The organism is Thermoflavimicrobium daqui (assembly GCF_003313465.1).
Lineage (GTDB): Bacteria > Bacillota > Bacilli > Thermoactinomycetales > Thermoactinomycetaceae > Thermoflavimicrobium > Thermoflavimicrobium daqui.
In genome coordinates this window covers 15,364-36,829 of sequence record NZ_KZ845663.1, presented here as the reverse complement: position 1 = coordinate 36,829, position 21,466 = coordinate 15,364, and the positions used below count along the sequence as shown (strand labels likewise).

Genomic DNA, 21,466 nt, shown 5'->3' with positions numbered 1-21,466 from the left:
ACCTATGACTTCTAATTCATAAAAACGGTTAATCAATGGGAGTGAGTTGTTCTTGACTTTAAAACAAAAAATAGAAGAAGCCCGAGCGAAGATTCAAAGTCTTACTCCGCTTTCTCCAGAAGTTGGATTGATTTTAGGATCAGGACTAGGAGAGCTTGGTGAGGAAATTGAAAATCGTGTGGCGATTCCTTATGGAGAAATTCCTCATTTTCCGATCTCAACCGTGGAGGGGCATGCAGGACAGCTAGTAATCGGCAATCTTAGTGGTAAAGCAGTCGTAGCTATGCAGGGAAGGTTTCATTTTTATGAAGGGTACTCGTTACAAGAAGTGGTTTTTCCTGTGTATGTGATGCAATCTTTAGGAGCACATACGCTTATTGCTACCAATGCAGCTGGTGGAATGAATAAAAGTTTTCAAGCAGGAGATCTTATGCTGATTGAAGATCATATCAACATGACAGGCTCTAACCCTTTGATTGGACCGAATGATGCTAAGCTTGGTCCACGCTTCCCGGATATGTCTACAACTTATACTCCAGAATTAATTGACTTAGCCAAAAAAGTAGCTGATATACAAGGATGTAACATTCAACAAGGAGTCTATGTGGCAGCAAGTGGTCCAACCTATCTAACTCCAGCCGAACTGATCATGATGAGAGAAGTTGGTGGGGATGCGATTGGTATGTCAACAGCCCCAGAAGTGATTGCTGCTCGCCATATGGGTATGAAAGTTTTAGGTATTTCTTGCATTACGGATATGGCAATCGGTGAAGAGTTAGAAGTACTTACTCATGAACAAGTTGTCGAAGTGGCTAATCGGGTAAAACCCCGTTTTAAAAGCTTATTAAAAGGTATTATCCAAGAATTTGAATAGATTAAATCAAAATGGATAGGGTGTTACTTTTCAAGTCCCCTTCTATCCATTTAAGTTAGGGAGTTTTCAATGATGAATACCATAGAGATTATTCATAAAAAAAGAGATGGACAAAGTTTAAGTAAAGAGGAAATTGAATATCTTATCCAAGGATATACCAACGGATCTATACCAGACTATCAAATAGCTGCCTGGGCAATGGCTATATGTTTTCAAGGGATGAACCCTCAAGAAACAGCTAATCTTACGATGGCGATGGTTCAATCAGGCGATCAAATCGATTTATCTGCGATCAAAGGAATTAAAGTGGACAAACATAGTACGGGTGGCGTGGGTGATACCACTACATTGATATTAGGCCCCCTTGTAGCTGCAGCAGGTGTTCCTGTGGCGAAAATGTCCGGACGTGGCTTAGGACATACAGGTGGAACGATCGATAAATTGGAATCGATCGAAGGGTTTTCGACAGAGCTAACTACAGAAGAATTTCTGGCACTGGTCAATGAAAAAAAATTGGCTGTGGGTGGGCAGACAGCCAATCTAACTCCTGCTGATAAAAAGCTATACGCGTTACGCGATGTGACGGCAACGGTTGAATCCATTCCGCTCATTGCAAGCTCTGTCATGAGTAAAAAGATAGCGACAGGAGCGGATGCAATCGTACTGGATGTGAAAACTGGAGACGGAGCATTCATGAAAGAGGAAGAAGATGCGATTAAGCTAGCAAAGGCGATGGTTGAGATCGGTCAGCTTGTCGGCCGAAATACGATTGCAGTTATTAGCGATATGAGCCAACCGCTAGGGCATGCTGTTGGAAATGCTTTAGAAGTGATCGAGGCGATTGATACATTAAAAGGTGTTGGACCAGCTGATTTAACAGAGCTAACTTTAGTGTTAGGAAGTCAAATGCTACTGTTAGCGGGTCGTTGCCAAACTGTTGAAGAAGCTCGGGCACTCTTAGAACAATGTATCGAAGATGGAAGTGCACTGGAAAAATTAAAAGAGATGATCCAAGGTCAACACGGTAATCCTGCTCAGATTGATCATCCTGAGTTATTACCCCAAGCCAGAGAACAGATTGCTGTCCTAGCTGAGGAAGATGGATTTATTCAGCAAATTGAGGCAGAAGAAATCGGGCTCTGTGCGATGAAATTAGGAGCAGGTAGAGAAACGAAAGATGATCAAATTGATCATGCTGTAGGGGTAGTCGTACATAAAAAAGTAGGAGATGCAGTTAAAAAAGGAGAGCCAATTGCTACCTTACATGTGAATCGTGTTGAAGAAGTTCCTGAAGTTACAAAACGCTTATTACAAGCTGTCAAAATTAATAACCAGCCTGTCACTCCACCTAAACTCATCCGCTGTATTGTAACAGCAAGTGGAATGACTAAACTATAATAATGAAGGATGGAAAAATAAAAGCAATCTCCTTCTTATTGTAGAAGATGATTGCTTTTTTGTTTTTTTCTGTTATGTGGGCATTGGATACTTTTTTCTTTATTGATCCATCATGGTTTTTACTGTGATGGATTTTTTTATTTGATGCCTACCACATCATAAGCCACTTTGCAGCAGGATATCTAAAAACAGTAGAATGGTGATTGAGTCGAAAGTAAGAGATTTTTTATCCAAAGTTCTATTTATCTTGTATTCTAATACTTAGGCTATCCAATTTATTTAAATATAATAATTTACACCATAAATTGTTATTTAATGTATATATAGATAATTAATTATATTGACAAATAATTTCAGTTCCCTATAATAAAAATAATCCTATTATTTTAATTTAATATATAAGGGGGAAATAAGTTGAAAAGGAAAGCGCTTGCAAGTTTACTTTCAACTTCCTTTGTGATAGGAACCATGGTTACAGTTCCTATATCAGCATCTGCTAATACTCCAAGTTCGGAACCAACGAGTTCCCACATGCCAAAAGAGAATGCGATTGACTGGGGTATCGTAAATGAAGATGCACTTATTAAAAGTCTTATTAAAAAAGGAAAATTAAAAAAAGATGCCACACCGAAAGAAGTCGAAAAAGCAATCAAAGCTTATGTGAATCGCGGCAAAGTTCCCGGAGCATCAACGGGTGGAATTGATACTAAGACATCTTTCGGTAAAAAAGCACAGAAGACAAAAAAGGCTTTGCAAAAGCGAACAGCTAATAAAATTACACGTACTCCTGATGAGGATCGGATTAGTTCAAGGAAAAAACAATTTGTAGATAATAGTGTCGTTGCTCTGATCGAGTTTAGTGATGTAAAACATAATCAAATTAAAAAAGACGAAACCGATAACTGGTATACCGATTATAATCAGAAACATTTCCAAGATCTAATTTTTGGCAATAATGGCATTACACTTCCAAATGGAAAAAAAGGGGATACAGTTAAACAATATTATTTACAGCAATCTGCAGGCTATTGGCATCTTGATGGAACTGTAACCCCATGGATTTCAGCCAAAGAGACTGCTAAATATTATGGTGGGCATTTGAATGGTGACAATGATGCAAGACCACGTGAGTTAGTTAAGGAAACATTAGAAACAATTGGGAAACAAATCGCTGGAAATGAAGCGAAATATGATCAACGTGATCCTTATGATTTAGACCAAGATGGAAATGTGATGGAACCAGACGGTATGCTTGATAACTTATTTGTTATCCATGCTGGTATGGGTGAAGAAGCGGGGGGCGGCGCTCAAGGAGATGACGCAATTTGGTCTCACCGTTGGACCTTACCAGCACCTACAACCATTCCAGGCACCAATTTAAAAGCATTTGATTATATTATTCAACCTGAAGATGGAGCAATCGGTGTCTTTGCTCATGAATATGGTCATAACTTAGGGCTACCTGATGAATATGATACAGGCTATACTGGGACAGGCTCGCCAATTGAAGATTGGTCGATCATGTCTCATGGTAGTTGGGCAGGAAAAATTCCCGGATCAGAGCCTACCGGTTTTAGTCCTTGGGCCAAATTGTATTTCTATAATACATATGGTGGAAACTGGCCATCTGCAAAAACGATAAAATATGAAGATTTAAAAGGAACGAAAGCATTCACACTAAATGAAGCGGTTAAAAATTCATCAAAAGGTAAGATTTTGAAAATTGACTTACCTGATCAGCCACTAGCACCACCTGTAAAACCATTAGGTAAAAAGGCGTATTTCTCTGGAAAAGGAGATGCCTTAAATAACCGCTTGATCTCTCCAGTTATTGATTTAACCCAAGCAAATACTGCAACCATTTCATTCGATCTTTGGAGAGCGATTGAGGAAAACTATGACTATTTATATGTGAATGTATATGAAGAAAATAGTAATGAACCTAAACAAATAAAAGCATATTCCGATGTGAAAAAAGAATGGGAAAAACAGGAATTGGATCTTTCCGAATTTAAGGGGAAAAAGGTTCGCGTTGAATTCCATTATGCAACGGATCCTGGTCTCGCTATGGATGCAGCTTATATTGATAACATCGCTGTGAAAGTGAATGGCCAAGAAGTATTGGTTGATGATGTTGAAGGAGAAGCAAAATTTGAATTAAAAGGGTTTACCGTTTTTGATGGCTCTCCTACTTACTTCCCAAGTTATTATTTAGTAGAGTATCGCACACATAATGGAGTGGACAAGGGACTAAAAAATGTTGGTTTTGCAGGACAAAAAATCTCCTATGATCCTGGAGTAGTTATCTGGTATTATGATGGACGATATGGAACCGATAACCGGACTGGAGAACATCCTGGAGAAGGTTTCTTAGGAGTGGTAGATGCTCATCAACAAGGTATATTCTGGAGTAATAAAGCTGCTGGTACTACTCGAGTCCAAATTAAAGACGCAGCATTTAGTCGATTTAAAACAGCTCCACTAACACTCTCTCAAAATGGAAATACTTTAAACTATCCAGGGTTGCCAGGGATTACTCGTTTTGATGATAAAAATGACTATTCTACTCCTTATAACCCGAGTGGTGGAAAAATTCTACCTAAAGTTGGTTTGAAAATGGATGTGAAGCTAGAAAAGATTTTTAATAGTGCTTTAATCACTGTTTCAAAAACGAAATAAGTCATATAGGTCTACCTTAAAAGGTAGAGTGTCATACAAGGCCCGTATCATTCTTATAGTGGTACGGGTTTTTTTAGGATTTTTAAATACTTAAATATGGAATAAATAATGAAAATAAACCTTAATGGGTAAATTTTCCAATTAAATAGTATAGCATACTAATATTCTTTTGTATATAGTAATATATATTATTTTGTTATAAATTTACAAATCAATTTTCGAAAATCAGACATAGATTAGAGATAGATATAAATCTATACTATATAAGGGTTGGTATAATAATTTCATTCGATTAGCCATTTTTATATTTTTGTATCTTTGTCTGAAGATTACTTCTCCCTAATCGAATTATATTGATAGTGGAGGTTGCCCTCTTAATCAGCCGCTCATCGTTTCCCCACTCACTCCCGCTAAAGGTTTGGCGCAAAAGTCGATCCTACACAAAAACGATTTGCGGCTTCATCTAGGAATGATCTAGGTTTTGGTTCCATTTATGCAACATGCTCTATAGTGCAGTGGTTTTTGTTAAAGGATGAATGAAATAGATAGGAGATGAATCGGTTATGTGGATCATTCCCCTATTTTTAGGGGTTCTTTTCGTACTAGGAATATTAGAAAAGCGAAAACATCAAAAGAATATTAACTCGATTCCCATTCGAATTAATGTCAATGGAATTCGAGGCAAATCGACAGTCACTCGTTTGATTACGGGAATTATGGTGGAAGCCGGATATCGCACAGTGGGGAAAACGACGGGAACTTCAGCCCGTATGATTTATTGGTTTAAGGAAGAAGAAAAGCCGATTATAAGAAGATTAGAAGGACCGAACATCCGAGAGCAAAAAGTGGTAGTAGCTGAAGCAGCCAAGTTAAAAGCAGAGTGCCTTGTTAGTGAATGTATGGCTGTCAATCCCGACTACCAAATTATTTTTCAAGAAAATATGATTCAAGCTACTGTTGGTGTGATTGTTAATGTGTTGGAGGATCATATGGATGTCATGGGCCCTACTTTAGACGAAGTTGCAGAAGCTTTTACCGCTACTATTCCATACAAAGGACACTTAATTATTAATAACGGTCCTTATGTAGAATATTATAAAAAATTAGCAAAAAAACGAAGAACACGAGTCTATGTTGCTGATAATTCTCGAATTTCTGAGGAGTACTTACGTCAATTTGATTATATGATTTTCCCTGAAAATGCATCTTTAGCTTTAGCTGTGGCGGAAGCTTTGGGAATTGATGAAGAAACTGCTTTTAATGGTATGTTAAATGCCCATCCAGATCCAGGGGCAATGCGTATTCTTACCTTAGATATGACAGAGAATCCATCTTATTTTGTTAATGGATTTGCTGCAAATGACGCGACATCCACTTTAAATATTTGGGAACGTGTAGGAATGCTTGGTTATCCGACGCAGGATCCCATTGTGATTATGAACTGTCGTCCTGACCGTGTTGACCGAACAGAGCAGTTTGCAAACGATGTACTCCCTCATATGCAAATTGACTGTTTGATGGTGATCGGTACGACAACATCACCTATTGTAGAAGCGTATAAAGCTGGAAAAATCAAAGCACGTGAAGTTCTTGATTTGGAAGACCAACCGACAAAGGTAATATATCAGGCGATAAAAGAAAGAATGGCTGGGCGGATGATCTATGGTGTTGGTAATATTCACGGTGCAGCAGAGCCGTTATGTGAACTATTTGAAGAAGCCAATAAAAAAGTAAAAGAACTAAAAAATCGACAAAGAAAGAGTACGAAATATGTCGGTTAGGAGGAAAATGGATTGTTTGGTTCAGACTTATATATCTCTCTAATCATCGGGGTAGTCCTTAGTCTTCTCTATGCAGAAAAGACAGGTGTTGTACCAGCTGGCTTGATTGTTCCAGGATATATGGGATTGGTATTTGATCAACCTATCTTTATTGGAACAGTTTTACTCCTTTCTTACCTTACTTTTCTAATTGTAACGAAAGTAGTAAGTCGCTTTACCATTCTCTATGGTCGAAGAAAGTTTACAGCAATGTTATCGGTAGGAATTGTGCTGAAATTAATATTTGACTTATTGGTTGCTAAAGTATTCCCTCTGTTCCCCTTTGAGCTTGCTGAATTTAGAGGAATTGGAATTATTGTTCCAGGACTTATTGCCAATACCATTCAAAAGCAAGGGCTCGTTCCAACGATGTGGAGCACATTGTTGCTTAGTGCTTGTACATTTTTGATTATGTTCGTTTACCATATGTTCTAGAAAGGAATTGTATGGATGTTAACTTGGAAACAACGGATGCTTCGCTTTAATAAAAGGCATAAAAAGAAGGCGGTTTTACATACAAGTATCGCAGCAGTGATTACGTTTGTTGGAATTATTTTACTTAATATGTTGGATCAGCCAGAGGCGATTCAAGTGAAGAAAAATCCTCAAGATCAGTTAACCGTATCACTGGTGGGAGACATGATGTTTGGACGAAATATACAAGATGTTGTTATACCAAATAAAGGCTATGATTATCTATTTGAATATGCAACTCCATTTTTTAAGGTGTCTGATTTTGTGACTGCTAACTTTGAAAACCCAATTACTTTGGGGGAGAATTATCCCAAAGCCGATAAGTATATCCACTTAAATACAAAACCCGAAGCGGCGACAGCGGTTAAAAAAGCTGGCATTTCAGTGGTCAGCTTAGCGAATAACCATATGAAAGATTTCGGGAAACAAGGATTGGTTGATACAATTAAAACCTTTAACAAAGTGGATGTAGATACAGTCGGAGCTGGAAGTGATTTAGGTAATGCAACAAAAATTTCTTATAAGACTAAAAATGGAGTAAAAATTGCTACCCTAGGAATCTCAGATGTATTACCGAAAGGATTTGGGGCACAGAAGAATCGTTCAGGAATCGCTCTTGCAAAACCATCTATTTTCTTTCCTTTAGTTGCAAAAGCAAAGAAAAATGCTGATTTAGTTATTGTGCATGTACATTGGGGATTGGAATATGATAGTAGCTATCATCCGCGACAAAAAGATTTGGCACATGCACTTATTGATGCAGGGGCAGACATTATCGTAGGACACCATCCCCATGTATTGGAATCAGTTGAAGTATATAAAAATGGAGTTATCTTCTATAGTCTCGGTAATTTTATCTTTGACCAAGGATGGTCACGTACACGTGAATCGGTGTTAGCCCAATACAAAATTGGACGAGATGGAAAAGCGCGGATCGAAATACATCCTATGTATATCCGTGAGGGGCGTCCACGACCTGTAACCGGTTGGACCAATGTATATCGCCGTGAAAAGATTTTCGCTCAGATTACGGATGAAATGATGTATACCAATAAATGGAATCAAGTTTGGAAACGAGAAGGAGATAAAATTATAAGGGAAATTGGTCATGTAAAATTAGCGACTGGAGGGAACAAGCATGCCAAATAAACGTTTTCACGTGATTCTCTCCATCATTGTTACCATTGGTTTAGTGGGAGCCTTTTTTTATCAAAAGTACACCTATCAAGATCAATCAGCTGCCTTTGAAAAAACCATTCAAAAAAAAGGTACCAAGAAATATGGAGTAGCGGCTGGGCACCCTGAAGCGGTACGAATTGGCATGGAAGTTCTTGAGCAAGGTGGTAATGCCGTAGATGCAGCGATAGCTGTTTCTTATGCTCTTGGTGTGGTAGAGTTATATGGTTCCGGTATTGGTGGTGGGGGGACAATGCTAGTTTATCCAGCAAATAAGAAGCATAAACCTGCTATTTTGGACTACCGTGAACATGCTCCTTTCACAGGAGAGATCCCTGAAAATAGTGTGGGTATTCCCGGGTTTGTCAAAGGAATGGAAATGGCTCATAAGAAATATGGTAAACTTCCTTTGAAACAATTAATTCAACCATCCATTGATTTGGCTGAGAAAGGATTTGAAGTTTCTTCACAACTCACATATCGCTTACAAGGAGCTCAGGCCCGCATGCCTGTAGCGCAGATACCTCATCTATATCCAGGGGGGCGTCCGATTGCTCCTAAGCAGTTATTACAACAAAAACAGTTAGCGGAGACTTTGAAGCTGATTAGAGACGGTGGAGCCCAGGCTTTTTACAGTGGAGCACTTGCTAAGAAGATTGAGCAACAAACTAAAGGGGTAAAACTTACAGATCTACAAAAATATCAACCTACAGAAAAAGAGCCTTTTGTACACAAATATAAAGATTATAAAATTTATACTCCCGGTCCACCTAGTGGTGGCATTATGTTATTCCAATCTTTACGAATGACAGAGGATTTAAAGATCCATACGGTAAAGGATATGTCGGCTGACTTTATTCATTTGATGGGTGAAGTGAATAAACGAGCCAACTCTTCTCGTATCAAATATCTAGGTGATCCAAACTTTGTTAATGTTCCTGTTAAAGATATGACTACTGATGGATATATCCAAAGACTATCTTCTTCGATTAACCGAACCCAAATCTCTGAGAAATACAAGGTAGAGACGGATACGATTGCAGATAAAGAAGATCATGATAATACCACGCATTTGGTTGTAGTAGACCAAGAAGGAACAGTCGTATCAGCTACCAATACCTTAAGTAACTTTTTTGGCTCCGGAATTTATGTGGATGGTTTCTTTTTAAATAATCAGCTAGCTAATTTTAGTACGAATAAGAAAAGCCCGAATAGCGCTCAACTCGGTAAGAAGCCATTGAGCTATACAGCACCTACTATTTTAGTTAAAAATAACAAGCCAGTCCTTGCGATCGGAAGTGCAGGTGGGCAGCGTATTACCCCTATACTTACAGAGGTTATCGTTCGCTTAATCGAGTTTAAGCAGCCTATGCAACAAGCGATTAACCAGCCACGTTTTATGGTTGATGGGAAAACGGTATTTTTAGAGAAAGATATTCCAGTAGCTGAAAAAGCAAAGTTGCAGAAAATGGGCTATTCTTTTGAATATAAAAATATAGGTAACTTTTATGGTGGAGTTCAGGGAATCCGAATTGATCCGAATGTCGGTGTTGTGGATGGTGGATATGATCTCCGACGTGGAGGAGCTTATAAAGTTTCTGATTGAGATGATGAAGGGAGGTCAAAGAATAGATAAATGGATTTAACAAGAGCTGAACGACTGCGTAAACAAAAAAAGATAAAAAGGGAACTAACCCGTAAACAAATACTAGGTATAATCATTCCTAGTTTAATTGTCGCTGGTCTCCTTATTTTTTTAACTAACTTTCGTGATGTTGAAACGTTAGGTCCAGAAGAGATCAAGGCGATTGAAGCATATAAGCAAAAGTTAGTACAAGGGACACTTGTTGATAAAAGCGAGGGACTTTTTACTCAAGCTGATTTTAATACGATTATGAAGTCGATGGAGCGTCTTCATGAATATGCAAACTTTCTTGTATTTGGACCAGAATGGGGTTATAAAATTAATAATACCAATCAGGAGTTTGCTAAAGTTGAAGCAATTATTAATAAACCTGAATACTCGAAGACCCCTGATGGACGTGAATTTATTCAATCGTTAAAAGATGATATTGCTTTAGCTAAAAAAAACTTTGGCAAGCGGGATTCTCATGATATTTTAGATGACCTAGCTTCTTTGGTATTCGTAGAGCATATACTTGATGGTGAACGTCAGTGGGGAAATCCCAAAACAGTTCAGCTTATGAAGAAAAAAGGAATTAAATTAGTAAAGGAACAACCTTCTAATACTGAGAATGCTCCGCAAACGAAATAATAGAAATAAAAAACCCTTGGTAATATAACCAAGGGTTTTTATGTTAATTGGAATAATATCCCTATTTCTAGATCAGACTATGGACACATGGATAGGAGGAATAGGGATGAAACGCTTTGGCATAATGATATGGACGTTGTTAACTATTTTCTCGTTATGTAACAATACTGCATTTGCAGAGCCTAGTCCTATGCTTGCTACTGAGGCTCGGTCAGCAGTATTAATGGATGCTCACTCCGGAAAGATTCTATTTGAAAAAAATAGTCATGAAAAATTATCACCAGCTAGTATTACTAAAGTAATGACTATGTTATTAGTCATGGAAGCGATTGACCAAGGGAAAATCAAATGGCAGGATCAAGTACGAGTTAGCGAAAAGGCTGCATCCATGGGAGGATCACAAATTTTCTTGCAACCAGGCGAACAGATGAGTGTCACAGATTTGCTAAAAGGGATTGCTGTCGCTTCCGCTAATGATGCTTCTGTGGCCATAGCTGAGTATATCGCTGGAACTGAGGAACATTTTGTTGAATTAATGAATAAGCGAGCCCGTGAGCTTGGAATGAAAGATACCCATTTTGCAAATAGCAATGGTTTACCTGCGGATAACCATTTTTCCTCTGCTTATGATATTGCGGTTATGTCTCGAGAGCTACTTAAACATCCAGAGATAACGAAGTTTACAGGGGTTTATCAAGACTATTTGCGAAAAGATTCACCAAAGCCATTTTGGTTGGTTAATACCAATAAACTAGTTCGGTTTTATCTAGGAGTAGATGGGCTTAAAACAGGCTTTACTTCTGAAGCACGCTTTTGCCTTACAGCAACAGCACAGCGAGATCAAATGCGAGCAATTGCCGTGGTTTTGGGAGAGCCTAATGCAAAAATCAGAAATAAAGAAGTATCACAAATGCTAGACTATGCTTTTAATCAATATACCCATTTTACTGTTTATAAAAAAGGGGATCTGATTGCACAAAGACAAATTCCTAAAGGAGACCCTGAATGGGTTGAATTCCGTGCTAATCAGCCGATGGGTATTTTAATTCGTAAGGGAGAAGACCCAAAAGCTTATCATAAGAAAATCATTTGGCAAGAGGTATCTGCCCCGATTAAAAAAGGTCAAGTCCTTGGTAAGGTACAGATCAGTAAAGAAGGGCGGGTCGTAACAGAATGGGAGCTTGTCTCTGTACAAGATATTCAGGAAGCTACTTTCTGGTCAAACTTTAAAAAGACCTTACGTAAAATCTTTTTCATTTCTTGATCTTCATTTGCCTACCATAATAAATAGTGGTAGGCTTTTTTGGATCGTACGATGATAGGACATTTATTAAAGGTCCATCTCAATATTCAAATGTTTAAGAAGGAAAGAAAAGGATATTTATAGAAATATTAGGTTGGAATAGATGGAAAGGAGAGCTGCTGATATGAGTCTCAATCTTGAAATGAAGCATAGTCGCAATGTGCTTGTTGTTAGATTAAATGGAGAACTTGATCATCATACTGCAGAACAGGTACGATATCAGATTGAGGATGAGCTGGGAAAAGATCGTTACTTTCACTTGGTACTTAATCTAAAGAATTTAGACTTTATGGATAGCTCAGGTCTAGGTATGATCTTGGGAAGATATAAAAAAGTATCACAATTAGGAGGGAAAATGGTGCTTTGTTCCATTCAACCTTCTGTATATCGACTGATGGAAATGTCTGGACTATTTAAGATATTACCTACATTTGAAGATGAGCAAACTGCAGTTTCGGCATGTGGGGTGGCATCATGAAACAAAATGTACATAAGAATTTTATGGAACTTAAATTTCCAAGTCGTTCAGAAAATGAAGCTTTTGCACGTGTTGCTGTAGCCTCATTTGTTTCGCAACTTGACCCTACGATGGAAGAGCTGACCGATATTAAAACCGTTGTCTCTGAAGCAGTGACCAATGCCGTCATTCATGGATATGAGAATCAGGAAGGCATGATTTATATTCGTGCCGAAATTGACGGATCACGTATCAGCATCCAAATAACGGACCAAGGGACTGGTATCATGGATGTAAGTGAAGCACGACAACCTTTATATACTTCCAAACCTGAATTGGAGAGATCTGGGATGGGGTTTACCATCATGGAGAACTTTATGGATGAAGTAACAATTCACTCAAAGCCGGGAAAAGGTACAACCATTTATATGGTGAAATTTTTGAAAAGCCATCAGCAACAAAAGATGGCGAATTGAGGGATTCGTCATGGATGCTGATGTACGTAACAATAAACTCCATCACTTGTCTGATGAAGAAGTACGTAATTTAATCAAAGCAAGTCAATCAGGAAATTTGGAAGCTCGTGATCGCCTAGTTCATCACAACATTCGGTTAGTATGGTCGGTCGTACAGCGCTTTTTGAATCGTGGGTATGAGGCGGAAGACTTGTTTCAAATCGGGTGTATTGGTCTGATAAAAGCGATAGATAAGTTTGATCTTTCTTTTGACGTGAAGTTTTCTACATATGCTGTGCCTATGATTATTGGAGAGATTCAGCGCTTTTTACGTGACGATGGAATCGTGAAAGTAAGTCGATCGCTTAAAGAAATGGCAAATCGTATCAAAAAAATCAGAGATGAGCTTTCAAAGCGCTTAGATCGCATACCAACCATTCATGAGATAGCAGAAGAATTAGGAGTAGATCCGGAAGAAATTGTATTCGCTCAAGAAGCCAATCGAGCACCTACATCGATCTATGAAAATGTATACGAAAATGATGGTGATCCTATTACATTAATGGATCAAATCGCTGATGAATCTGAAACCTCTTGGTTTGATAGAATTGCTCTAAAGGATGCGATTCATCGTTTAAACGATCGAGAACGTTTAATTGTATATTTGCGTTTTTATAAAGATCAAACCCAAGCAGAAGTAGCAGAAAGGTTAGGGGTGTCACAAGTTCAAGTCTCACGTTTAGAAAAAAAGATTATTTCACGTATGCGTCAGGAACTGGAGCTAGATATGACACAAGATTCTTCGTAACGCCTCTTTATGAGGTGTTTTTTGTTTTCAAGCTTTTTATGGGAAAATCATATGATATGGATATGCCAAACGGCTAGTTCTAAAAGTAGCTAGAAGGAAATAACTGTTTTTGTATAGTGAATTTTTTGGGCATATAACTATTTTATAGATAGGTGGAATATTTTATCATGACCCAAGAAAGTGAAAAAGCTAGAATGTCTAAAGAGTCATGTTTACAGATAGATCCATTTGCAGAAGAACAAAAATTACTCATGCTAGCGATTAGAGGAGATGTCGAGTCGATGTTTGCACTATCTCAGTACTATTTTTCCCAAGTGAATCAAGCAAAAAAATGGAATGAAGGAGAAAGATGGCTTTGGTTAGCTGCTCGAGGAGGACATATCGAGGCGATGAGTCAATTAGGTTGTCGCTTACTTGATGGTAAGCAAATGGATCCATCGCCTGCGGATGCTATTGGCTGGATTATTCGTGCAGCTAAGCTCGGAGATGGTAGAGCGATGTATCGCTTAAGCAGTTGCTTTTTCCAAGGAAATCTACTTGTTTATGATCCCGAAGAGGGAGAAAAGTGGTTAAGGCGTGCTGCGGAAAATGGATATACTCAAGCGATAAAGGAGTTGGAGAGTCGAGGAGAAAAGTCAAAAGATATACAAGAAAGCAGGGTAGAGGAAAAGCTGATGGTAAAGTCCAACTCTATTTTGAATAAAAGTGAGAAATGGAGTATCATTAAAGTTATTTTGTTAATAGTTGGTATGATGATATTATTTTTAGTAATGGGAGTTTATTTTGACATGGAAATAATTCGATTTTTTTTAGATTAAGCTAAAAGAAGTATTGCAGATTGATGTTTTACAAGTTATAGTAACATAATCGGCTTGAGATTGACTGTTTTCGGGAATATCAAGAAAGAATATAGTTAAAAGCTATACAAGCGTAATTTTTTTGGTAATATATCATTGGAACGATTATGAATAACTGAAGGGGAAGTACCAAATGGAAAACTACTATCATATTTTAGAGATATCTCCTTCGGCATCCAAAGAGGAAATTCAGGAATCTATCTACAAGCAGCAACGTATTTGGCACCAGCGCATTAATTCTCCAGATTTTGAACGGAGAGTAGAAGCAGAGCGAATGCTGCGTTTACTAGAAAATATACAAGATCAATTGTTGGATGAAGAAAAGCGGAAGCTTTACGATAAAAAATTAACTTCCCTATCTATTGTTTTAAATGAAGATATAGAGAAAGAAGAAGGGAAGCTAGAGGATCCGAAGGATAAAATCCAGAAAAACGAAGTACAGAAAGATCTTGAGTCTGAGAAAGGTCAAGATATAAATCAAACAGAAAAAGATTTATTAGAAGAGAAAGAGAATCATGGAGAACAAAAGCAACCCATAGAACAAACAAAAATAGATCATGAAGAAACAAATACGGAAATAAAAGAACTGGATCCAAAAGAAATGTATCAACTTGGTGTCAAGTTAATTGAAGGAGATACTGGCGAGGTCAATCAGATAAAGGGAATTGAGTGGCTAATTAAAGCCGCAAAACAAGGATATCATGCTGCTATGTTTCAGCTTGCGGTGTATTTTCTTGAAGGGACTGTTTTACCATTTGATAGAAAAGAAGGAGAGCATTGGTTAAGACAGGCAGCAGAAAGTAAATATACTCCAGCTATGGTTGAACTCGGCAGAAGGCTAATCGATGGAGATATCCTGCAAAAAAATTCGACAGAAGGTGTTGGATGGCTTGTTCAAGCTGCTGATCAAGGTAGTGAGAGAGCAAAAAGGATTCTAAACGAACGGCTTTCTCATGCTCAAGAAACTAAACCAAAGATCCAAGTACAACCGACTGTTGATAAGGTAGAGCCAGAAAATAAAAAGATAAAAACGTGGTGGTATAAAACTTCACTGATACTCATGGGACTTTTAACTTTGACTGTTATTTATTATGGTGTAATCAATAAGTCACCAACGAAAACAGAGAAGATTTATATTCCACAACAAAATGGAAATAACACGGGAGATTCTGAGGAAGAAAAGAAAGAAGAACCTATCAAAAACTCTAACCCAGATTATCATGATATCGGGAATAATGGAGGTAATAACGGATCTGTACAAAATCCGGGGAGCTCTAAGCCGGATGATTCTCAATCAGATGACTCCAAGCCCGGTGATCCCAACTCCGGTGATCCCAAGCCCGGTGACCCTAAGCCTGGTGATCCCAAACCCGGTGACCCCAAGCCCGGTGATCCCAAGCCCGGTGATCCCAAGCCCGGTGATCCTAACCCCGGTGATCCCAACTCTGGTGATCCCGACCCGACTGATCCGCCACCTGGAGGTAACTCAGGTGGCGACCAAACGGGTCAAGCTCCCGGTTCAAATCCAAACCCTACTCCATCCAATCAGCCACCATCTCAGGTTGCAGATAAAGCGGAAAATACCTCAAATGGGAGAATCTAATTGTGAAAAAGTAGGGTGTATCCAATAACTGAATATTAGAAATGAAATTAAATAACTGAAAAGTGGCTAACGATTTTTGAGCCACTTTTTTATTTTTAAAAAGTGAAATAAAGAAAAGATTTCTTGTTAAAGGGATGATTATTTATATGCATGATTTTTGTACATACTATACCTAATTAAACTAATAGGAAGGAGGTTGCCCGTGGAAACCATTTATCTGCGACTAAAGAAAAAAGTTCAGGTACAGTCTGGGCAACAGCTCCTTTTGCAGGATATTGCGTATTTGGTAGTAGATGATTCTTTTAAACATTTACTACGAATTCCTATATGTACTGTAGATTTATCTCACGGAAACTATTCTTTAATCGAATTAAAAGATGTGATTCAGTTAATTCATAAACAAGTTCCAGATGTATATTTACAAAATATTGGTCCCCAACAAACCATTATCGAAGTAATAACTCCAAGTCGGATTCCAAAAATATTTACGGTCATTTTAGTTTGGATCTTTTTGTTTACTGGATCAGGGCTTGCAATCATGAATTTTCATACAGATGTTAGTATGAAAGAAGTTCATGAGCGCATTTATTATTTGGTTACAGGAATACATAACCCTAGTCCTTTACTATTACAAATTTCTTATTCAATTGGTATTGGGTTGGGGATGATTATCTTTTTTAATCATCTATTTAAACGCCGCTTTAATGAAGAGCCAAGTCCGATGGAGTTAGAAATGTTTTTGTATCAGGAAGCGATTGATCAATTTGTGATTGAGGATGAAAAACAAAAATTAGAACGCAGGGATCATGATGCTTCTTCATAATATATTCATTCTTTTTTTGGGATTAGCTTGGGGATTTGCGGTTGGCAGTGGCTTTGTAGCCTTTATAACGGTACTTGATATTATCCCACGTCTTATACAACTGACAAAGACAGCATCAAAAATCCATTCTTATGAGTATGCTGTAATTTGTGGTGTTCTGGCATTTACTTGGTTTGATTTAAGAGATTGGAACCTTACTGTACCAAGCTTGTTTATGGTTCTTGTGGGTTTGTTGATGGGAATTTTTATTGGAATGTTAGCAGCAGCTTTAACAGAAGTATTAAATGTGATACCTATTTTAGCTAAGCGCTTACATATGCAAAATTATTTGCTTTATTTATTAATGGCTATGGCATTTGGAAAAATTGTGGGTTCCCTATTTCAATGGCTCTGGTTCTATGTTTGGTAGAATATATAAAAATACCTTTATTACGCCTAGGCTTAATGTGACTCGAGTTTGGATCAAAATGTAAGGGGTTAAAGGACGGAGGATATGGGTAAGAGAAAAGTTATTTTAGTTACAGATGGAGACCAAATTGCAAAAGAGACATTAGAGGAAGTGGCTCGTCAAATAGGAGGACGCTGTATATCGTTATCATCAGGTAATCCGACACCGTTATCTGGAGATACTTTGGTAGCACTTATCAAACAAGCTGTTCATGATCCAGTGATTGTGATGTTTGATGATTGTGGTAATGATAAAGAGGGGCATGGTGAAAAAGCATTACGTTATGTAGCCACCCATCCTGAAATTCAAGTATTAGGTGTATTAGCGGTCGCTTCTGACTGTATGAAAGGCTTAGGTACTCCAATCCATATGTCTGTAGACTCTAATGGAAATGTTGTTAGTTATTGTGTAAATAAAAGAGGAGAGGTTGAGCGTGAACGACCGCGCCGAATTTATGGTGATACAGTCGAGGTTTTAAATCGAATACAAGTGCCTGTTGTGATAGGAATTGGTGATATAGGAAAAATGAAAAGAAAGGATTTAACTCGTTATGGAGCTCCTATTACAACGAAGGCGGTTCAGCTCATTTTAAACATGTATAGATGAATATGGATAAGGAAGTGGAACATGTTTCAGCAAACGGATCATCGACCTTGGCCATTATCCAAAGGAATCTGGATCATGACACAAGAGTGGGAGAAAGTTTTATTCCTACATTATCCAATCTTACCTGAACGAATGATGAAGTATATTCCTGACTCGTTGGAGTTAGATTGTTGGAATGGACAAGCTTGGTTAACGATCGTTCCTTTTTGGATGGGGCAAATACGTCCTAGAGGATTGCCTACTTTTTCTTATACGCGTTTTCCACAAATCAATGTCAGAACTTATGTAACGGATCAAGGGAAAAAACCAGGTGTATACTTCTTTAGCTGTGATGCTAGTCGGAAGTTAATCGTTTTATTAGCTAAGCATTTGGCACATTTACCTTATTATTTTGCAAAGATGAGCTTGCAGAAGCAAGGAAATGAATATATTTTTAGCTCACATCGGCAAGAAAAGAGCTCAGAAGAGGCAAAGCTGTGTGTACACTATCAACCTAGTTCTGGCTTTTGGGTGGCAAAACAAGGAACACTTGATCATTGGTTGATTGAACGCTATTGCTTTTATAGTTGTAAAGGGCTCAATCTATACCGGGCGGAGATCCATCACCAGCCGTGGCAGCTTCAACAAGTGAAAGTAAAGACGATTCAGCAGCAGCTTTTGCCTAAGTTTTGGATATCTGATTCGTATACATTAGCCCACTACAGTGATCAACAAAAGGTATGGTTCTGGCCTTTAAAAAAAGTGGATAAATATCATGGGTAGTTCGACCAAAATTATAGATCGCTCTTAGATCAAGCTGAAGGATCGACTTTTTTCAAAAAGTAACAATGGTTTTTAAGTGCTAATCTATAAGATGTTCGATAGACTGATATTTGAAGACGAAAGCTCAAAAACGATGAGGTACGGATTAAGTAGGTGATCTTATACACGAAGGATCATCATTCCTTGTTCTTTACTTTTTCTTTGGAATATTATCCAATGTGGTAGCGGTTTGTCTTAATCCCACAGCAGTTACTAGTTTAACAGCATCTAATTCATCTTGTGTAACCATATGTTTTTTTACTTGCTCCATGTTTTGTTCGAGTTTGGATACACTGCTTTTTAATTCGTTAACATCCCCTTTGATCTCTTGGATGTCTTTTTGTAGGGTATAAATGTCTCCTTTAATTCTGTGGATATCCTTTTCCATACTATTGAATCTATCATCAAACTGCTTTTGCATACTATTGAATCTATCATCAAACTGCTTTTGCATACTGTTGAATCTATCATCAAATTGCTTTTGCATACTGTTAAATCTATCATCAAACTGTTTTTGCATACTATTGAATTTGTCGTCAGTCTCTTTTTGCATTCCTTCTAATTTTGCATGGATTAACTCCTGTCCATGTAATAAAGCCGATAACATTGCTTTAATTTCTGACATACTTGATCACCCCGAACTTTAAATTGACACCTATTTTTTACATTCGAGGTAAAGTGTTATTTTCCTTTTTTTAGGGATATTTCTTCTCTTTTTAATGAAAAAAGATTGACTTTCTGAAGAAGATCAGATAGACTCTTACTAATAATTTGATATATGAAACCTCTTTCGCTGAAGTGGAGGTTGCGGCTTTTATGAGTATTCAAATCGGAGATACAGAGAGGATCAATGAGGGTTTGAAGAAAGGAAAAGTCGCCGAAGTTTGTCCATATTCTCTGTATAGACAAACTGGGTCTGTTTCCGAAAAGGAGCAGAACTGTCACGATACAGATGGATCGTGAAGCGCTATCTTCAACGAAAATATGGGAAATGGTTTTATGTAAAATACTGTCCATATTTTCGGAGAGTATTTTTTATTTATTAAATGTAAATGGAATCTTTTTATTTATTTTATTAAATGAATGATTTATATATTGGCAGTTTGTTGATTATCTGTAATATAGGGCGATTATCGATTATTGGGTGACTAGAAACTATGATAAGGACAGGGTGAATGAAATGTACTTACACGGAACAAGCCGGATCAACAAGCTTGGTCATTTAGAAATTGGTGGTTGTGATACTGTTGACTTAGCACAAAAGTATGGAACCCCTCTCTATGTGATGGATGAGACTTTAATTCGTGATCGAATGCGTCAATTTGTATGTGCGTTTCAAAATACGGGATTGCGGTTTCGAGTTGCATATGCCAGCAAAGCATTTTCTACAATGGCTATGTGTCGAATCGTAGATGAAGAAGGATTGATGTTAGACGTCGTTTCTCAAGGAGAAATATTTACCGCTTTATCAGCCGGATTTCCTGCTGAACGTATTTATTTTCATGGAAATAATAAAACACCACAAGAGATAGAATTTGCACTCGATGCAGAAATTTATCTATTTGTGGTAGATAATTTTGATGAGTTAATGTTGCTTCAAGCGATTGCAAAGGAAAAACAAAAAAGAGCACGTGTGATTCTACGTATTACACCAGGAGTAGAAGCACATACACATCAATATATTCAAACGGGAAAAGAAGACTCAAAGTTTGGCTTTGGCTTGGAGAGTGGTCAAGCATTGAAAGGGGTAGAACTAGCCTTAACATGTAGTCAACTAGATTTTATGGGCTTTCATTGTCATATTGGTTCGCAAATTTTTGAAACAAATGCTTTTTCTGCAACTATTGTTAAAATGAGTCAATTGATTAAAACGAGTTATGAGCGGTGGGGAGTCCTCACTCAAATATTTAATACAGGCGGCGGGTTCGGAATTCGATATATAGATGAAGATACTCCGAAGTCACCCCAAGATTATGTACAAGTAATTGCTAGTACAGTAAGAACATACTTAAGTGATTTGCCACTAATCCCAGAAATTTGGGTAGAGCCGGGACGTTATATCGTAGGAGAAGCAGGAACTACTTTATACACAATTGGAACGGTTAAAGAGGTTCCGGGTATCCGTAAATATATTGCAGTTGACGGAGGAATGTCTGATAATCTTCGCCCCGCCTTGTATCAAGCAAAATATGAAGCGTTAATAGCCAATCGCGCTACAGAGCCTGCAACTGAAATGGTGACCATTGCTGGAAAAGCTTGCGAAGAAGGCGATATTTTAATATGGGATATACCACTTCCAGGAGTTCAGTCAGGAGATATTATGGCAGTAAATTGTACGGGTGCTTATAATTATTCGATGGCTAGTAACTATAATCGTGTTCAGAAACCAGCGGTGGTGTTTGTTAAAGAAGGAACAGCTGAGATTGTGGTTAAGCGTGAGACACTTCAAGATATTATTTCACATGATCATATTCCGGAACGATTGATCCCTAAGAAAGAAAAAGTAACGATTTAAAAAAGATTTTTCATTAATCTAAATTCCTCTTAAACCTCTATCTCTTAAATAGGGGTTTATTTTTTGTCACATTTTTGTGCCATTTGAAGGCTGT

20 protein-coding genes and 1 riboswitch are annotated in these 21,466 nt (G+C 37.8%); of the genes, 19 read left to right on the top strand and 1 reads right to left on the bottom strand.

Features of this window, described 5'->3' with window-relative positions; translation table 11 throughout:
- Positions 1 to 52 precede the first annotated feature (52 nt).
- From DL897_RS00225 to DL897_RS00140, 18 genes are all read left to right on the top strand, one after another.
- On the top strand, positions 53 to 874 hold the full coding sequence (locus DL897_RS00225) for a purine-nucleoside phosphorylase (RefSeq protein ID WP_113657127.1): 822 nt from the start codon (positions 53 to 55) through the stop codon (positions 872 to 874).
- 72 nt (positions 875 to 946) lie between these two features.
- The gene (locus DL897_RS00220) at positions 947 to 2,272 is read left to right on the top strand and encodes a pyrimidine-nucleoside phosphorylase (protein ID WP_113657126.1); all 1,326 of its coding nucleotides are present in this window, start codon (positions 947 to 949) and stop codon (positions 2,270 to 2,272) included.
- Positions 2,273 to 2,686: 414 nt separating this feature from the next.
- Positions 2,687 to 4,951, top strand: coding sequence for an immune inhibitor A domain-containing protein (locus DL897_RS00215; RefSeq protein ID WP_113657125.1), 2,265 nt, complete (start codon positions 2,687 to 2,689; stop codon positions 4,949 to 4,951).
- Positions 4,952 to 5,514: 563 nt separating this feature from the next.
- Positions 5,515 to 6,732, top strand: a complete 1,218-nt coding sequence (gene pgsB / locus DL897_RS00210) for a poly-gamma-glutamate synthase PgsB (protein ID WP_113657124.1) — start codon at positions 5,515 to 5,517, stop codon at positions 6,730 to 6,732.
- Positions 6,733 to 6,744: 12 nt separating this feature from the next.
- On the top strand, positions 6,745 to 7,206 hold the full coding sequence (gene pgsC, locus DL897_RS00205) for a poly-gamma-glutamate biosynthesis protein PgsC (protein WP_113657123.1): 462 nt from the start codon (positions 6,745 to 6,747) through the stop codon (positions 7,204 to 7,206).
- A gap of 15 nt (positions 7,207 to 7,221) precedes the next feature.
- Positions 7,222 to 8,394: a CapA family protein gene (locus tag DL897_RS00200; protein ID WP_113657122.1), complete on the top strand. Its 1,173-nt coding sequence runs from the start codon at positions 7,222 to 7,224 to the stop codon at positions 8,392 to 8,394.
- Positions 8,384 to 10,027, top strand: coding sequence for a gamma-glutamyltransferase (ggt, locus tag DL897_RS00195; protein WP_113657121.1), 1,644 nt, complete (start codon positions 8,384 to 8,386; stop codon positions 10,025 to 10,027). The genes DL897_RS00200 and ggt overlap by 11 nt, the downstream gene beginning before the upstream one ends.
- A gap of 30 nt (positions 10,028 to 10,057) precedes the next feature.
- Positions 10,058 to 10,696, top strand: a complete 639-nt coding sequence (locus DL897_RS00190; protein WP_113657120.1) for a hypothetical protein — start codon at positions 10,058 to 10,060, stop codon at positions 10,694 to 10,696.
- Between the two features lie 106 nt (positions 10,697 to 10,802).
- Positions 10,803 to 11,960 (top strand): D-alanyl-D-alanine carboxypeptidase family protein, encoded by a 1,158-nt coding sequence (locus DL897_RS00185; protein ID WP_113657119.1) that lies wholly within the window; start codon positions 10,803 to 10,805, stop codon positions 11,958 to 11,960.
- A gap of 163 nt (positions 11,961 to 12,123) precedes the next feature.
- Complete coding sequence (gene spoIIAA / locus DL897_RS00180) at positions 12,124 to 12,477, top strand: anti-sigma F factor antagonist (RefSeq protein WP_113657118.1); 354 nt, start codon at positions 12,124 to 12,126, stop codon at positions 12,475 to 12,477.
- Entirely contained in the window at positions 12,474 to 12,932 is a 459-nt protein-coding gene (gene spoIIAB, locus DL897_RS00175; RefSeq protein ID WP_113657117.1) for an anti-sigma F factor, read from the top strand. Before spoIIAA ends, spoIIAB begins: the two co-directional genes overlap by 4 nt.
- Before the next feature lie 10 nt (positions 12,933 to 12,942).
- The gene (sigF, locus tag DL897_RS00170) at positions 12,943 to 13,719 is read left to right on the top strand and encodes an RNA polymerase sporulation sigma factor SigF (protein WP_113657116.1); all 777 of its coding nucleotides are present in this window, start codon (positions 12,943 to 12,945) and stop codon (positions 13,717 to 13,719) included.
- 167 nt (positions 13,720 to 13,886) lie between these two features.
- On the top strand, positions 13,887 to 14,537 hold the full coding sequence (locus DL897_RS00165; protein ID WP_113657115.1) for a tetratricopeptide repeat protein: 651 nt from the start codon (positions 13,887 to 13,889) through the stop codon (positions 14,535 to 14,537).
- Positions 14,538 to 14,709: 172 nt separating this feature from the next.
- Entirely contained in the window at positions 14,710 to 16,179 is a 1,470-nt protein-coding gene (locus tag DL897_RS00160) for a DnaJ domain-containing protein (protein ID WP_113657114.1), read from the top strand.
- Positions 16,180 to 16,381: 202 nt separating this feature from the next.
- Positions 16,382 to 17,002, top strand: coding sequence for a stage V sporulation protein AA (locus DL897_RS00155; RefSeq protein WP_240627220.1), 621 nt, complete (start codon positions 16,382 to 16,384; stop codon positions 17,000 to 17,002).
- Positions 16,989 to 17,411, top strand: coding sequence for a stage V sporulation protein AB (locus DL897_RS00150; protein ID WP_113657112.1), 423 nt, complete (start codon positions 16,989 to 16,991; stop codon positions 17,409 to 17,411). Before DL897_RS00155 ends, DL897_RS00150 begins: the two co-directional genes overlap by 14 nt.
- Before the next feature lie 84 nt (positions 17,412 to 17,495).
- Complete coding sequence (gene spoVAEA, locus DL897_RS00145; protein ID WP_113657111.1) at positions 17,496 to 18,056, top strand: stage V sporulation protein SpoVABEA; 561 nt, start codon at positions 17,496 to 17,498, stop codon at positions 18,054 to 18,056.
- Positions 18,057 to 18,077: 21 nt separating this feature from the next.
- A complete protein-coding gene (locus DL897_RS00140) occupies positions 18,078 to 18,818 on the top strand; it encodes a YqjF family protein (protein ID WP_113657110.1) in 741 nt (246 codons plus the stop codon).
- Positions 18,819 to 19,008: 190 nt separating this feature from the next.
- On the opposite strand, the gene DL897_RS00135 is transcribed toward DL897_RS00140, so the two are convergent.
- A complete protein-coding gene (locus DL897_RS00135) occupies positions 19,009 to 19,482 on the bottom strand; it encodes a hypothetical protein (protein ID WP_113657109.1) in 474 nt (157 codons plus the stop codon).
- Between the two features lie 166 nt (positions 19,483 to 19,648).
- Positions 19,649 to 19,835, top strand: a riboswitch (Lysine riboswitch).
- A gap of 202 nt (positions 19,836 to 20,037) precedes the next feature.
- On the opposite strand from DL897_RS00135, the gene lysA reads away from it, so the two are divergent.
- Positions 20,038 to 21,372: a diaminopimelate decarboxylase gene (lysA, locus tag DL897_RS00130; protein WP_113657108.1), complete on the top strand. Its 1,335-nt coding sequence runs from the start codon at positions 20,038 to 20,040 to the stop codon at positions 21,370 to 21,372.
- Positions 21,373 to 21,466: the final 94 nt, after the last annotated feature.

Coding starts and splice junctions, on each gene's coding strand:
- DL897_RS00220 (WP_113657126.1), top strand. CDS start 947: ATGAATACCATAGAGATTATTCATAAAAAAAGAGATGGACAAAGTTTA.
- pgsB (WP_113657124.1), top strand. CDS start 5,515: ATGTGGATCATTCCCCTATTTTTAGGGGTTCTTTTCGTACTAGGAATA.
- DL897_RS00200 (WP_113657122.1), top strand. CDS start 7,222: ATGTTAACTTGGAAACAACGGATGCTTCGCTTTAATAAAAGGCATAAA.
- ggt (WP_113657121.1), top strand. CDS start 8,384: ATGCCAAATAAACGTTTTCACGTGATTCTCTCCATCATTGTTACCATT.
- DL897_RS00190 (WP_113657120.1), top strand. CDS start 10,058: ATGGATTTAACAAGAGCTGAACGACTGCGTAAACAAAAAAAGATAAAA.
- DL897_RS00185 (WP_113657119.1), top strand. CDS start 10,803: ATGAAACGCTTTGGCATAATGATATGGACGTTGTTAACTATTTTCTCG.
- spoIIAA (WP_113657118.1), top strand. CDS start 12,124: ATGAGTCTCAATCTTGAAATGAAGCATAGTCGCAATGTGCTTGTTGTT.
- spoIIAB (WP_113657117.1), top strand. CDS start 12,474: ATGAAACAAAATGTACATAAGAATTTTATGGAACTTAAATTTCCAAGT.
- sigF (WP_113657116.1), top strand. CDS start 12,943: ATGGATGCTGATGTACGTAACAATAAACTCCATCACTTGTCTGATGAA.
- DL897_RS00165 (WP_113657115.1), top strand. CDS start 13,887: ATGACCCAAGAAAGTGAAAAAGCTAGAATGTCTAAAGAGTCATGTTTA.
- DL897_RS00160 (WP_113657114.1), top strand. CDS start 14,710: ATGGAAAACTACTATCATATTTTAGAGATATCTCCTTCGGCATCCAAA.
- DL897_RS00150 (WP_113657112.1), top strand. CDS start 16,989: ATGCTTCTTCATAATATATTCATTCTTTTTTTGGGATTAGCTTGGGGA.
- spoVAEA (WP_113657111.1), top strand. CDS start 17,496: ATGGGTAAGAGAAAAGTTATTTTAGTTACAGATGGAGACCAAATTGCA.
- DL897_RS00140 (WP_113657110.1), top strand. CDS start 18,078: ATGTTTCAGCAAACGGATCATCGACCTTGGCCATTATCCAAAGGAATC.
- DL897_RS00135 (WP_113657109.1), bottom strand. CDS start 19,482: ATGTCAGAAATTAAAGCAATGTTATCGGCTTTATTACATGGACAGGAG.
- lysA (WP_113657108.1), top strand. CDS start 20,038: ATGTACTTACACGGAACAAGCCGGATCAACAAGCTTGGTCATTTAGAA.